General features: G+C 69.0%; 9 protein-coding genes. 2 read left to right on the top strand and 7 right to left on the bottom strand.

All coding sequences use genetic code 11. From position 1 onward, the window contains the following. Positions 1–4 precede the first annotated feature (4 nt). Positions 5–1,648 carry a glycosyltransferase family 39 protein gene (locus tag A5771_RS14465; RefSeq protein ID WP_234783053.1) on the bottom strand — a complete coding sequence of 548 codons (1,644 nt, stop codon included), beginning with the start codon at positions 1,646–1,648 and terminating at the stop codon, positions 5–7. 258 nt (positions 1,649–1,906) lie between these two features. Between A5771_RS14465 and A5771_RS14460 the strand changes: the two genes are divergently transcribed. Continuing rightward, positions 1,907–2,353, top strand: coding sequence for a universal stress protein (locus tag A5771_RS14460; protein ID WP_064855902.1), 447 nt, complete (start codon positions 1,907–1,909; stop codon positions 2,351–2,353). A gap of 3 nt (positions 2,354–2,356) precedes the next feature. Here A5771_RS14460 and A5771_RS14455 read toward each other — a convergent pair whose 3' ends face one another. Further along, positions 2,357–5,509 carry an ATP-binding protein gene (locus A5771_RS14455; RefSeq protein WP_064855901.1) on the bottom strand — a complete coding sequence of 1,051 codons (3,153 nt, stop codon included), beginning with the start codon at positions 5,507–5,509 and terminating at the stop codon, positions 2,357–2,359. Between the two features lie 78 nt (positions 5,510–5,587). Continuing rightward, the gene (locus tag A5771_RS14450) at positions 5,588–6,274 is read right to left on the bottom strand and encodes an MBL fold metallo-hydrolase (RefSeq protein WP_064855900.1); all 687 of its coding nucleotides are present in this window, start codon (positions 6,272–6,274) and stop codon (positions 5,588–5,590) included. Between the two features lie 57 nt (positions 6,275–6,331). On the opposite strand from A5771_RS14450, the gene uvrA reads away from it, so the two are divergent. Continuing rightward, positions 6,332–9,229 carry an excinuclease ABC subunit UvrA gene (gene uvrA / locus A5771_RS14445; RefSeq protein WP_064855899.1) on the top strand — a complete coding sequence of 966 codons (2,898 nt, stop codon included), beginning with the start codon at positions 6,332–6,334 and terminating at the stop codon, positions 9,227–9,229. Between the two features lie 76 nt (positions 9,230–9,305). Here the strand turns inward: uvrA and A5771_RS14440 are convergent, their stop codons facing one another. The 4 genes from A5771_RS14440 to A5771_RS14425 are packed head-to-tail and all read right to left on the bottom strand — an operon-like array spanning position 9,306 to position 12,493. After that, a complete protein-coding gene (locus tag A5771_RS14440; RefSeq protein ID WP_064855898.1) occupies positions 9,306–10,481 on the bottom strand; it encodes a winged helix DNA-binding domain-containing protein in 1,176 nt (391 codons plus the stop codon). Positions 10,482–10,484: 3 nt separating this feature from the next. Next, positions 10,485–10,712: a hypothetical protein gene (locus tag A5771_RS14435; RefSeq protein WP_064855897.1), complete on the bottom strand. Its 228-nt coding sequence runs from the start codon at positions 10,710–10,712 to the stop codon at positions 10,485–10,487. A 10-nt stretch (positions 10,713–10,722) separates the two neighbouring features. Next, the gene (locus A5771_RS14430) at positions 10,723–11,139 is read right to left on the bottom strand and encodes a DUF6653 family protein (protein ID WP_082947232.1); all 417 of its coding nucleotides are present in this window, start codon (positions 11,137–11,139) and stop codon (positions 10,723–10,725) included. A 10-nt stretch (positions 11,140–11,149) separates the two neighbouring features. Next, a complete protein-coding gene (locus A5771_RS14425) occupies positions 11,150–12,493 on the bottom strand; it encodes an alpha/beta hydrolase (RefSeq protein ID WP_064855979.1) in 1,344 nt (447 codons plus the stop codon). Positions 12,494–12,525 lie beyond the last annotated feature (32 nt).

Below are 12,525 nucleotides of genomic sequence, written 5' to 3'. Positions count from 1 at the left end.
GGGCTTACCGGGGTTGATGCGGCGGTTCCCGCTTCGGCTCTCCTTCGTCGAGCCTCGCTGAACCGTTCGATTCATGCGGCGGTTCCAGCTTCGGCTCTCCTTCGTCGAGCCTCGCTGAACCGCCGGTCGACTTGATGACCTGGGAGTAGGTGAACTGCCAGCGTTCGACGACGCGGAAGCCCAGCTGGTGCAACACCCGGCCGTCGGGGGTGCGGGCGAATCGCGACCCCATCGGCAGCATCGCGGCGACCTGGTGGGCCGGCAGGGCGCGGTCGTGATCGGTGATCGTCCAGATCGTCGGGCAGTCGGCCAGCTGATCGGTCAGTGCCCAGACCCCCAGGTGACCGTCCCAGAGCCGGCCCAGGGCCTGCCGGCGCGGCCCCCGGCCCGGGTCCTGCAGCTTCGCGAACGTCTCGGGCCGCCCGGCCGGCAGCGCCCGGATCGGGCCGGGCGCCCAGCGGGTGGTGTTGTCGATGAGCAGGCAGTCCCCGGGCCGGCCATGTGCGTCGATCACGTCGGCCACCGCGCTGTAGTCCCAGCCCTCCTTGGTGTACCGATCACGCTGGTTGGCAACGTAATTGGGTACTGCGGCGACCGCCAGCGTGATGACGACAGCGATGACGGCACGCCGCGACTCGGTGATCGTGGTGACCGCCAAGGCCAACGCAATCGCCATCGCGGGTGCCGCGCTGATCAGATAGCGCGGGTAGTAGACGGGTTCGACCATCGCCGAATAGACCACGGTGGCCGCGGTGGGGATGATCAGCCAAGCGGCGCAGAGGATCAGCAGCTGGCGTACCTCATCGGCGGGTGCCGGGCGGGCCCCGGCCCGCACTGCGATGGCCGCGCCGGCGAGCAGCAGCCAGGCCAGGATTGCGAACGGCACGCTTTTGTCGAAGAACTGCTGCTGCGCGATTTCGATGACGGTGTGCCCGCTCAGCGGGTCGATCCACGCGACCTGCCAGATCTGCCGCTGACTGAACCAGAGAAACGGGGCCAGCACCGCCATCGCGATCCCGGCCGCGGCGGCAAAGCGCCATCTCGCCGAGCGTCCGCATCCGGGTGCCCACACCAACACCGCGTGCACCGCCACCAGGAGGACGGTGAAGGTGTTCAACAGCGTCGACGCCACCACCGCCATGCCGTAAGCCGCCCACCGGGCGCCCGTGTTGCGGCGAGCCGCGCTCACCCACAGCACGGTGAGCCAGACCGCGGCCATCGCCGCGAACGCGTACGGGCGGGCTTCGACGCCGGCCCACGTCACCCGCGGCAGCACCGCATACAGCACGCCTGCGCACACCGACAGCCGCCGGTCGGCGAATCGGCGCGCCAAGACGACCACTCCGGCGGCGCCGGCCCCGACCGCCAGGCAGCTGGGCACCCGCGCCCAGAATTCGGTGGCGGGGAAGACGGCGAACCAGCCGTGCATGAACAGGTAGTACAGACCGTGCACCGCATCGATGTGGCTCAGCAGGTGCCACAGTTCGGGCAGCGAGCGATGCGTCGACGCGGAGATCGTGGCCGCCTCGTCGAACCACAGCGACGGCCGGCTCGCCCCGATGCCGCTGATGACCGCGGCCAGCACCGCGATCAGTACCGCATCGGAGGGCCGGCGCCGCCGGCGGAGCGGTGCCGCTGTCGTGCTCACCGGGACTCGGGTCAGTACCTGGCTCAACGGCGTGCCCTATCGCCGGGGATGAGGAGAATGACTTCTCACGCTACCGCTCAGTACTCGGTGTCAGCTACGTCACGACAGTCGCGGGAACCGGTTTCGGGCCCGCTCAAAGCGGATGTGTGTGCAGGCACGCAGGTGACATGTGACGCCAATCGCCCCCATCGGGGCCGCTGACGCGTTAATGTCGCCATGGCTTAGAACATGGCAACTTTTGACCGAGAGGGCTAACGGATGAGCGGCTACAAGACCGTGGTGGTCGGCACGGACGGCTCGGACTCTTCGCTGCGTGCCGTCGACCGCGCCGGTCACCTGGCGTCTGGGGAGGGCGCGAAGGTCGTCATCGCCACTGCTTACCTGCCGCACGCCGACGACCCGCGGGCCGCCGACGTCCTCAAGGACGAGGGCTACATCGCGTCGGGCAACGCGCCGATCTACGCCATCCTCAAGGAGGCCAAGGAGCGCGCTATCGCCGCCGGGGCCTACGAGGTGGAGGAGCGTGCGGTGGTCGGCGCTCCGGTCGATGCGCTGGTGGAGTTGGCGGAGTCGGTCGAGGCCGACCTGCTGGTGGTCGGCAACGTCGGGTTGAGCACGATCGCCGGGCGGCTGCTCGGGTCGGTGCCGGCCAACGTGTCGCGGCGCGCCAAGGTCGACGTGCTGATCGTGCACACCACCGGCTAACCCTTACGGCATCGCCTCAGCCCAGGCGAGATGCCCGCCGAAGCCCAGAGTTTCGGCCATGTCGCGGCAGCGATCGCGGTAGCAGGCATACCCGGTTGCGTCGTCGCGCGCCCTGGCCAGCAGGGCACGCAGCCGCAGCAGCCAGATATCCCGGATCACCAGATTCTCTTCGGCAGGGGCGGTCGCCAAAAACTCGATCGCGGCTTCGGCTTCGGCCAGATCGGCTTGGCTGGGCTCGTCCAGCAGGGTTTCTACCAAGACGTTGGTCGCGTGAAAGCCCCACCCCAGCAGCTGGCCCCCGCGGACCAGCTGGTCGGCGATGGTTCGGATGAGCGCCAGGGCGTGCTCGCGGTCTCCGCGCAGCGCCCGTTCGCGGGCCAGGAAAACCAGGGTGATCGGGAACTCGCCCACCTGGCCGACCTGAGTCAAGATCTGCTGTCCGTGATCGCGCTCGGCGGCCGTGGGGCGGTGTAGGAGCACAAATCCCAAGTTCTGTCGCGCCTTGGACAGGGTGTAGTCGTCACCCAAGCGTTCGGCGTGCCCAACGGCTTCTTCGATGGTGCGTACGGCCGCGTCGTCGGCGCGCAAGACGCCGTAGGCGATCGCGGCCTGGTAAGCGAATGCCACCGCAACGACAAGGGACAACGGGTCGGTGTCGCGGGCCATGGCGAGGGCGCGCTCCTGGTCGTCACGCCACCCGGGATGCCCCAGGCGCCAGCGGGCGATGGAGCGCTCGGCCAACACGACCGCCAGCGGAGAGCCGACGAGGAAATTGCCCATCGTGGGATCGCCGTCGGCCAGGTCGATGACGCGTTGTGACCACTCCGCCACGTCATCCCAACCGTCCAGTTCGGTCTTGGCGAAGATGGGCGCAAACGACAGTCCCACGGTCAGGGACGGATCGTCGATGGAATCCAGCAGCGCCATCGTTTCGGAGGCCAGCTCGGAGGCCTCGTGTATCCGGTCCTGATACACATAGCCGATCACCAGACCTGCCATAGCGATCGCCAATGACGGCTTGTCTCCGGCGGCATCGCACAGTTCGCGCAACTCCTCGAACCGGGACGATATGTCGTCCAAGCCTGCGCGCCAAGCGATCCCGCACAACATCGTGCGCGGGGCGATCCGCATGGCGGTCCGGTCGGGGTCATCGGCGGGCAGCGTGTCGGCGATCTTCTGGGCGCGCTCCCAACTCATTCGAGCCGCGGTGATGTCGCGGTTCAATGCCCAAGCCGCAGCGCGCAGATGCCATCGGTAAGCGACGTGTCGCTCCCCGGCGGCTTCCCAATGTCCGGCGATCAGGGTGGCATTAGCGTCAGCCGATGCCGGATCGCGCGATTCGATGGCGGCGGCAAGCCTGCGGTGCACGTCGGCGCGACCGGACTTCAGTTGTGCCTCATAGGCGACCATCCGGATCAGCGGATGCTGAAACGCGTAGTCGGCGTCCGGGTTCGGCGGCGACAGCGGCTCGATCAGTTCGGCGCCGATCAGTTCCTCGATGCACGGCTCGACCCCCAGCGCGGCCAGCAGTTCGCCGCTGAAGCGGGAGCCGATGACCGCGGCCGCTGCCAGGGCATGTTTGGCCGTTGCGCTGAGCCGGTCGATGCGCGCGGCCAGGGTCGCCTGCAGGGTGGCCGGCACATGGATCTGGGCTGCGGCGGTGCGGCACACATAGCTGCCGCGTTCACCGATCAGCACGCCGCGCTGGGCGAGTTCGCGGGTGATCTCCTCGGCGAACAGCGGGTTCCCCGCCGAGTGATCGGCTATGATCCCGGCGACCTCGGACGCCGAGGGGTGGGTGCCCACCAAATCGGTCACCAGCACGTAGGTCTCCCGGGTGCTCAGCGGCTCCAGGAGCATGGTCTCGACCCCGGGTATCTGCTGCAACGTCCCCTGATACTCGGGGCGGCAGGTGATCAGCACCAGCGAGCAGGTGTCGGCGATCACCGTCAGGAAGTCCGCGAGCATGGATTCACTGACCTCGTCGATCCAGTGCACGTCCTCGATGACGAAGACCGCGGGATGGGTGCGGGCCACCTGGGCGGTATTGACCAGCGCCGTCAGCCGCCGGCGCCGCGCGTCCGGATCGATTTTCGGCAGTTCCACCCCGGGTTCGACGATGCCGAGCAGGTCGTCCAGCAGCAGCATGTCTTCGGGGTCGGCGTCGGGTACCCGGGCCCGCACCGTTGCCCGCATATTCGCGTCATCGAGACCACCGACCCGGGCCGCGGCGCCCAGCAGGCCGGCGACCACATGGAACGCAACATCGGCGGTGTGCGCCTCGCAGAACGCGGAAAACACTTCGACGCCATGGTCTTTCGCGCACCGCACGATCTCTTCGACCAGACGTGTCTTGCCGATCCCCGCAGAGCCGACCACGCACATCGCCGCCCCGTGCCCGGTGATGGCCCGGGCCAGCATCGCCTCGAGCGTGGCCACCTGCGACTCGCGGCCCACCAGCACCGACTCCGCGGACCTGTCCTGCTGGCGGCGCGGGATCATGCTCAGCAGCTGCCGTGCCGGCACGGCGTCCTCGACGCCCTTGATGCGCGCCAGCTCCGGTTCGCCCAGCACCGACACCGCGGCCACCAGTTGGGCGGTGGCCGCGCTGAGCATCACCCCGCCCGGCGGCGCCACGGACTCCATCCGCTGGGCCATCCCCACCTGCTCACCGATCGCGGTGTAACCCAGTGTCCCCGAGCCGATGTCGCCGACGATCACCTCGCCGGAGTTGATCCCGATGCGCACCTGCAGGTCGACGCCGTCGCGGCGGCGTAGCTGCTCGGCGAGCCCGCCTGCCTGCTCTTGCATTACCAGGGCGGCGCGACAGGCCCGCACTGCGTGGTCCTCCAACGCCACCGGCGCCCCGAAGATCGCCATGAGGCCGTCACCGGTGAACTTGTCGACGGTGCCGCCGAACCGCTGCACCACCGCCGCCGCCCGAGTCACCAGCTCGGTCATGATTTCGCGCAGCCGCTCGGTGCCGACCGTCGCCGCGAGCTGCATCGACTGCACCACGTCGGCGAACAGCACCGTGACCTGCTTGTACTCGGCGTGCTCGGCGGCCGGCGCAATCGGGGCACCGCACCCGTCGCAGAACCGCGCGCCGTCCCGCGGCTCGGTCCCGCATGTCGCGCACGCCCGTGTGGCCGCCATCCGCCCTCCCGCAGCCTCCGGCCCCCAGAAAGACCTCAGTATAAGCGCCGTTGACCTGCGGACAAGGGGTTTAGGCGCTCACCAGCCCCGTTCGCGCCACTCGGCCAGATGCGGCCGCTCGCTGCCCAGCGTGGTGTCGTCCCCATGGCCGGGGTAGACGACGGTGTCGTCGCCGAACCGGTCGAACACCTTGCGGCTCACATCGCCGAGCAGCCGCTCGAAGTCCCCGGGCTGCCAAGTCTTTCCGACACCGCCCGGGAACAGGCAGTCGCCGGTGAACAAGTGCGTCACACCGCCGGTGGCCTCGCCGTCGAGCGCCAGCGCCACCGAGCCCTCGGTGTGGCCCTGCAGGTGGATCACGTCGAAGGTCAGGTCACCGACGGTCACGGTGTCGCCGTCGGCCAGTAGCCGGTCCGGGGTCACCGGCAGCGGCTCGGCGTCCAGGGCGTGCGCCGCGGTGGGCGCCCCGGTGGCCTCGGCGAGTGCCTCGAGGGCCTGCCAGTGGTCGAAGTGCTGGTGGCTGGTCACGATCAGCGCCACCTGCGGGGCGTGCTCGCGCACCAGCGCCAGCAGGGTGTCGGCGTCGTTGGCCGCGTCGATCAGCAACGTCTTACCGGTGTTGCTGCAGGTCACCAGGTAGGCGTTGTTGTCCATCGGGCCCACCGACGTCTTGATGATCGAGGCTCCGGGCAGGGTGCGGCGGGCCGCAGTGCCGGGCTCGACGTGCCCGGTGTAGCTGTCGTCAACCGAGATCGAAGGCGTCATAACCGCCACCGTACTGGCCTTGAACTGGGTGTCGGTAGCGCCACCTAGCATGGACGGGTGGCTGACCGGCTGATCATCAAAGGCGCGCGTGAACACAACCTGCGCAGTGTGGACCTGGACCTGCCGCGCGATGCGCTGATCGTCTTCACCGGGCTGTCCGGCTCGGGTAAGTCCTCGCTGGCCTTCGACACGATCTTCGCCGAGGGCCAGCGCCGTTACGTCGAATCGCTGTCGGCCTACGCCCGGCAGTTCCTCGGCCAGATGGACAAGCCCGACGTCGACTTCATCGAGGGCCTGTCGCCGGCGGTGTCCATCGACCAGAAGTCCACCAACCGCAACCCGCGTTCGACGGTCGGCACCATCACCGAGGTCTACGACTACCTGCGGCTGCTGTATGCGCGGGCCGGTACCCCGCACTGCCCGGTCTGTGCTGAGCGCATCGCCCGCCAGACCCCGCAGCAGATCGTCGACCAGGTGCTGGCCATGGACGAGGGCCTGCGGTTTCAGGTGCTGGCCCCGGTGGTGCGCACCCGCAAGGGTGAGTTCGCCGACCTGTTCGAGAAGCTCAACACCCAGGGCTACAGCCGGGTGCGGGTCGACGGTGTGGTGCATTCGCTGACCGATCCGCCCAAGCTCAAGAAGCAGGAGAAGCACGACGTCGACGTCGTGGTGGACCGGTTGACGGTCAAGGAGTCGGCCAAGCAGCGGCTCACCGATTCGATCGAGACCGCCCTGGGCCTGGCCGACGGCATCGTGGTGCTGGAGTTCGTCGACCGCGACGACGACCACCCGCACCGGGAGCAGCGGTTCTCCGAGAAGCTGGCTTGCCCCAACGCCCACCCCCTGGCGGTCGACGACCTGGAGCCGCGGTCGTTCTCGTTCAACTCGCCCTACGGGGCCTGCCCGGAATGCGCCGGGCTGGGCATCCGCAAGGAGGTCGACGCCGACCTGGTAGTGCCCGATCCGGACCGCACCCTGGCCGAGGGCGCGGTGGCGCCGTGGTCGATGGGGCCCACCAGCGAGTACTTCACCCGGATGATGGCCAGCCTGGGTGCGGCGATGGGCTTCGACGTCGACACCCCGTGGCGCAAGCTGCCGGCCAAGGCGCGGCGGGCGATCCTGGAGGGCTCCGACGAACAGGTCCACGTGCGTTACCGCAATCGCTACGGCCGGACCCGCTCCTACTACACCGATTTCGAAGGTGTGATGGCGTTCCTGCAGCGCAAGATGGAGCAGACCGAGTCCGAGCAGATGAAGGAACGCTACGCCGGCTTCATGCGCGACGTGCCGTGCCCGGAATGTGCCGGCACCCGGCTCAAGCCGGAGATCCTGGCGGTGACACTGGCCGCCGGAGACTACGGCAGCAAATCCATTGCGCAGGTGAGCGATCTGTCGATCGCGGAGTGCTCCGACTTCCTCAATGCGCTGACGCTGGGCCCGCGCGAGCAGGCCATCGCCGGCCAGGTGCTCAAGGAGATCCAGTCGCGGCTGAGCTTTCTGCTCGACGTCGGTCTGGAGTACCTGACCCTGTCGCGGGCGGCCGGAACGCTGTCCGGCGGTGAGGCGCAACGCATTCGGCTGGCCACCCAGATCGGCTCGGGTCTGGTGGGGGTGCTCTACGTGCTCGATGAGCCGTCGATCGGGCTGCACCAGCGTGACAACCGCCGGCTGATCGAAACCCTGGTGCGGTTGCGCGACCTGGGCAACACCCTGATCGTGGTCGAGCACGACCTGGACACCATCGCCCACGCCGACTGGATCGTCGACATCGGCCCGGCGGCCGGCGAGCACGGCGGCCGGATCGTGCACAGCGGGCCGTACGCCGAACTGCTGGCCAACCCCGACTCGATCACCGGCGCCTACCTGTCCGGCGCGAAAAACATTGCGGTACCGGAGGTTCGGCGGAAAGTCGATACCAAACGTCAGCTCGGGGTGGTCGGTGCCCGCGAGCACAACCTGACCGGCGTCGACGTGGCGTTCCCGCTCGGGGTGCTCACCGCCGTGACCGGGGTGTCCGGGTCCGGCAAGTCGACGCTGGTCAACGATATCTTGGCGTCGGTACTGGCCAACAAGCTCAACGGCGCCCGACTGGTGCCCGGCCGGCACACCCGGATCACCGGCCTGGACCAGCTGGACAAGCTGGTGCGGGTCGACCAGTCACCGATCGGGCGCACCCCGCGGTCCAACCCGGCCACCTACACCGGGGTGTTCGACAAGATCCGCACTCTGTTCGCCGCCACCACCGAGGCCAAGGTGCGTGGCTACCTGCCGGGCCGATTCTCGTTCAACGTCAAAGGCGGCCGCTGTGAGGCGTGTACCGGCGACGGCACCATCAAGATCGAGATGAACTTCCTGCCCGACGTCTATGTGCCCTGCGAGGTCTGCCACGGCGCCCGTTACAACCGGGAGACCCTCGAGGTGCACTACAAGGGCAAGACCATCGCCGAGGTGCTCGACATGTCGATCGAGGAGGCGGCGGAGTTCTTCGAGCCGATCACCGGCATCCACCGCTACCTGCGCACCTTGGTCGACGTCGGCCTCGGCTACGTGCGGCTCGGTCAGCCCGCGCCGACGCTGTCCGGCGGGGAGGCGCAGCGGGTGAAGCTGGCCTCGGAGCTGCAGAAGCGTTCCACCGGGCGCACGGTCTACATCCTCGACGAGCCCACCACCGGCCTGCACTTCGAGGACATCGCCAAACTACTGGGCGTCATCAACGGCCTGGTCGACAAGGGCAACACGGTGATCGTCATCGAGCACAACCTGGACGTGATCAAGACTGCGGACTGGATCATCGACATGGGACCGGAAGGCGGGGCCGGCGGCGGCACGGTGGTGGCCACCGGCACACCCGAGGACGTGGTGGCGGTCCCGGAGAGCTACACCGGCAAGTTCCTCGCCGAGATCCTGGGCGCACCGGCCAAACCGGCCAAGCGGCGCCGCAAGGCGAGTGCCTGACGGCCGGCGACTGTGCACGTTATGGCCCCTCAAACGGCGAAATCGCGCACACAACCGGCACACTCGACAGCGCAGATCAGCGCGGGGCGGCTTTCACCAGCGGTGACGGGAATCGCGGCGGTACCCGCACGCCGTCCAGCCACTCGGTGAGCTCCCGCGCCCGTTTTTCCAGGGCCTGGCGCGCCGGGCGGCCGGGGTCCTCCAGCAGCTGCAACTGGACCTCGGCGGCGGCGTTCTGATACCAGCCGCCCACGATCCGCCCGTTCCACCACACCGTGGGGCCGGCGTTGCCGTTATTGTCGAAGAGCTGACCGCGGTGCTCGCCGAGATACCAGTCGCGGTGGTACCAGCCCATGGTGGTGACGTCGAGACCGGGCAGCAGCGCGCCCCACGGCGCCGGTTCCGGTTCGGGCTCCAAGTCATCGGGCAGCGCACAGCCGGGGGTGCCGTGCAGGTCGACGTCGACGGCGCCGATGTCGCTCAACGCTTTTCGGACCGCGGTCTTGGTGGTGCCGAACCACCACTTGATGTCGTCGGCGGTGGCCGGACCGAACGCCCGCAGCCAGGTGCTGATCAGTTGCGCCTGCGCCGCCTCGGCGGCCATCGGCGCGCCCGGTTCGGCGAGCCAATCCGCCGCGGTCACCCACCGCGGCCGCGAGGACGTCCACGTTCCGTCGTTGGGGCCGCGCACGATGTCGCCCTGCACCGCGAGCACGGTCAGCGCCCGCGGAGCCAGGTGCGTCTGGCCGCCGTAGGACTTGCCGGGAGCCGGATCGTAGGTCCCGGCCAGTTCCGGCAGGGCCGCGCGCAGCTCGGTGCTGCTGGCCGCGCCGTGTTCTCCGAGGTGCCGCAGCACCGCCGCACCGGCCCGGTTGAGCCAGGGCTCCCCGTCGGCCGCCACACCGGCTTTGGCGACATCGGCGATGAGCCGGCGCCGCTCGGTGGCGGCCACCCGGTCACTGGCTGCGGCCTGCACCGCGGGCAGATCGGCGGGATCGATCACCCACAGCGTGCGGCGCATCGCCAGATGCTTGACCAGCGAACGTTTTTCATACAACGCACTGTCCAGGTCGGTGACGGCGAACGGCGACGATCGCGCCCACAGGGACAGATAGGGAGTGGCCGGGTCGGTGGCGTGCAGGCCGATCAGCGCGGCCGCCACCTGAGTTATCGGCTCGGTCGCGGCTTCGGGGGCCAAAAAATGTCTGCGCGTCAAACGGTTTCGCCGTTCGGCGATGGTGAAGCTGCGCACCGGTCAGTGCTCACCCTCGTGCATTGACTGGCGGATCTGCTCTAGTCGATCGGCGGCCGCGCGCTGCCGGTCCTGGTACTGCTTTTCGACGCTGCGGCCCTCGGGACTCTCCGAATCCAGTTCCTGCGCGCCGATCGAGGTCTCAAAGCGCCGCTCGATCTTCTCGCGCACCGAGTCGAACGTCGGCACGCCGGCCTCATCGAAGCCGGGGTCGGTTGGATCGTCACCCATGCTCGACACGTTACCGGCGGCGGTCGAAGTAGCGGACCATCAAGGCCCAGTAACCCATGGTCAGCGTCATCGCCACTGCCGTCGCGATCACGGTGGGCAGCAGCCGCCGGCGTCGGGCGGTGACCAGCGCGGTGGCGGTCGCGGCGGCACCGGCCAGGTTCACCAGCAGTGCGGCGTCTCGGGGCCGGTCGGTGATCCACTTTTCTTCGCCGAGCATGGCGCGCGTCGACCAGGCCGATCGGCCGGCCGGTTCACCGAAGATCACCGGGTTCAGCGCGAACCAGGCCGACACCCAGGCCGCATCGCGCCAGGAGCGCCGCCAGACCGGAAGCAGGATCAGCGGCGTGGTGGCCCAGCGACTCCAGGCGCTCCACGGGTTGGCGTGCCGGGCGAAGATTGCGCGGCGCAGACGGGCGATAGCCGGCATCACCAGAGAATCACCTTCCCGCAGGGTGGACGTCGGAGGTCATGGTAGGGCCCACCGCGGTGGCGTGGACCGGCTCCGCGGGAAGCGGAACGGGGTGCACTCCCGGCGTGTTCAGCCGGCCGGCCAGCCACGGGAGGGCGGTTGCGAAGGCTTGCCCGGCGAACGGCCAGTCATGCCGGCCCGGTTCGGTCACGACTGCGCAGTCGATGCCGTTGCGCCGCCCCAGTGCGCACAGTGACTGCGCTGCCGCTAGCTGACCGCCGGCATCCGACGTCCCGGCACTACCGTTGACCGCGAACCAACCCGAAACCCCGGCATAACGGCCGTGTTTGGCGATCACCGTGGTCGGATCGAACGCCGCCCACGCCTCGCGGCTGCCGCCGAATAGTCGCGCGATGGTCTGGGCCCGGGTTCCCGAGTTCGGTCCCAAGTCCCCGGCGATGTCGACGAACGTGCGGAACTTCTCGGGGTGCATCGCGGTCAGGTCGACTGCGCAGGTACCGCCCATGGACCAGCCGGCAACCCCCCAATTCGACGGATCGGCGCTGACCCCGAAATGCGAAATCAGGTAGGGCACCACGTCGTCGGTCAGGTGGTCGGCGGCGTTGCCGCGTGGTCCGTTGACGCATTCGGTGTCGGTGTTGAACGATCCGCCGGAGTCGACGAACACCAGCACCGGGGCGCTGCCGCCGTGCGCTGCCGCGAAGTCGTCGACGGACTTGATCGCATTGCCGGCCCGCAGCCAATCGGCGGGTGTGTTGAATTCGCCGCCGATCATCATCACCGCGGGAAGTGCGGGCGGCGGGGTCCGAGTGAACCACACCGGCGGCAGGTACACCAGCTCGCCGCGGTGCTTGAAGTGCGAGGCGTCGGCCGGAATCGTCACCGGCACCACACGACCCCGTTCGGGCGTTCTTCCCGCGGTAGCCATCGCGTTCACCGCGGCCAGATCGCTCTGGTCGGGCAGCGGGCCGGACGTCAGCTGTCCCCACGCGCTCTGCACGGTCGGGAAGTAGCCGACCCAGCCGTTGAGCGCCAAGCCGGCGCTGAGCAGGCACAGCGGCACCGCAAGGACGGACGCGCTGCGGCGCCACCAGCCCGCAGTGCGCCAACCCAGGATCAGAACCGCCGCCGCGGCTCCCGCCAGTGCCGCCCAGATCCACAGCGTCGCCGGTGCCGGGTCGCCGGAGAGGCCCTCGGCGTTGACATACCAGTAGGCGCAGAGCGCCGTCGCCAACCCCAGGGCGCCGCTCAGCGCCAGCCGCAGCAGCCAGCGGCGGCCGCTCCGGCCGAGGGCCAGCATCAACACCACGGCGGCCAATGCCTGCACCGTCACCGGAACCCAGCCGTACATCAGCGAGATGTGCTGACCGGAGGACAGGATCA

The organism is Mycolicibacter sinensis (assembly GCF_001667375.1).
GTDB lineage: Bacteria > Actinomycetota > Actinomycetes > Mycobacteriales > Mycobacteriaceae > Mycobacterium > Mycobacterium sinense_A.
The sequence above is the reverse complement of the archived record's forward strand: the minus strand, read 5'-3'. Positions and strand labels throughout refer to the sequence as shown.

Bases quoted from the DNA above. Each gene is read 5' to 3' on its own strand.
- A5771_RS14460 (WP_064855902.1), top strand. From the start codon at position 1,907: ATGAGCGGCTACAAGACCGTGGTGGTCGGCACGGACGGCTCGGACTCT.
- A5771_RS14455 (WP_064855901.1), bottom strand. From the start codon at position 5,509: ATGGCGGCCACACGGGCGTGCGCGACATGCGGGACCGAGCCGCGGGAC.
- A5771_RS14450 (WP_064855900.1), bottom strand. From the start codon at position 6,274: ATGACGCCTTCGATCTCGGTTGACGACAGCTACACCGGGCACGTCGAG.
- A5771_RS14435 (WP_064855897.1), bottom strand. From the start codon at position 10,712: ATGGGTGACGATCCAACCGACCCCGGCTTCGATGAGGCCGGCGTGCCG.
- A5771_RS14430 (WP_082947232.1), bottom strand. From the start codon at position 11,139: ATGCCGGCTATCGCCCGTCTGCGCCGCGCAATCTTCGCCCGGCACGCC.
- A5771_RS14425 (WP_064855979.1), bottom strand. From the start codon at position 12,493: ATGTACGGCTGGGTTCCGGTGACGGTGCAGGCATTGGCCGCCGTGGTG.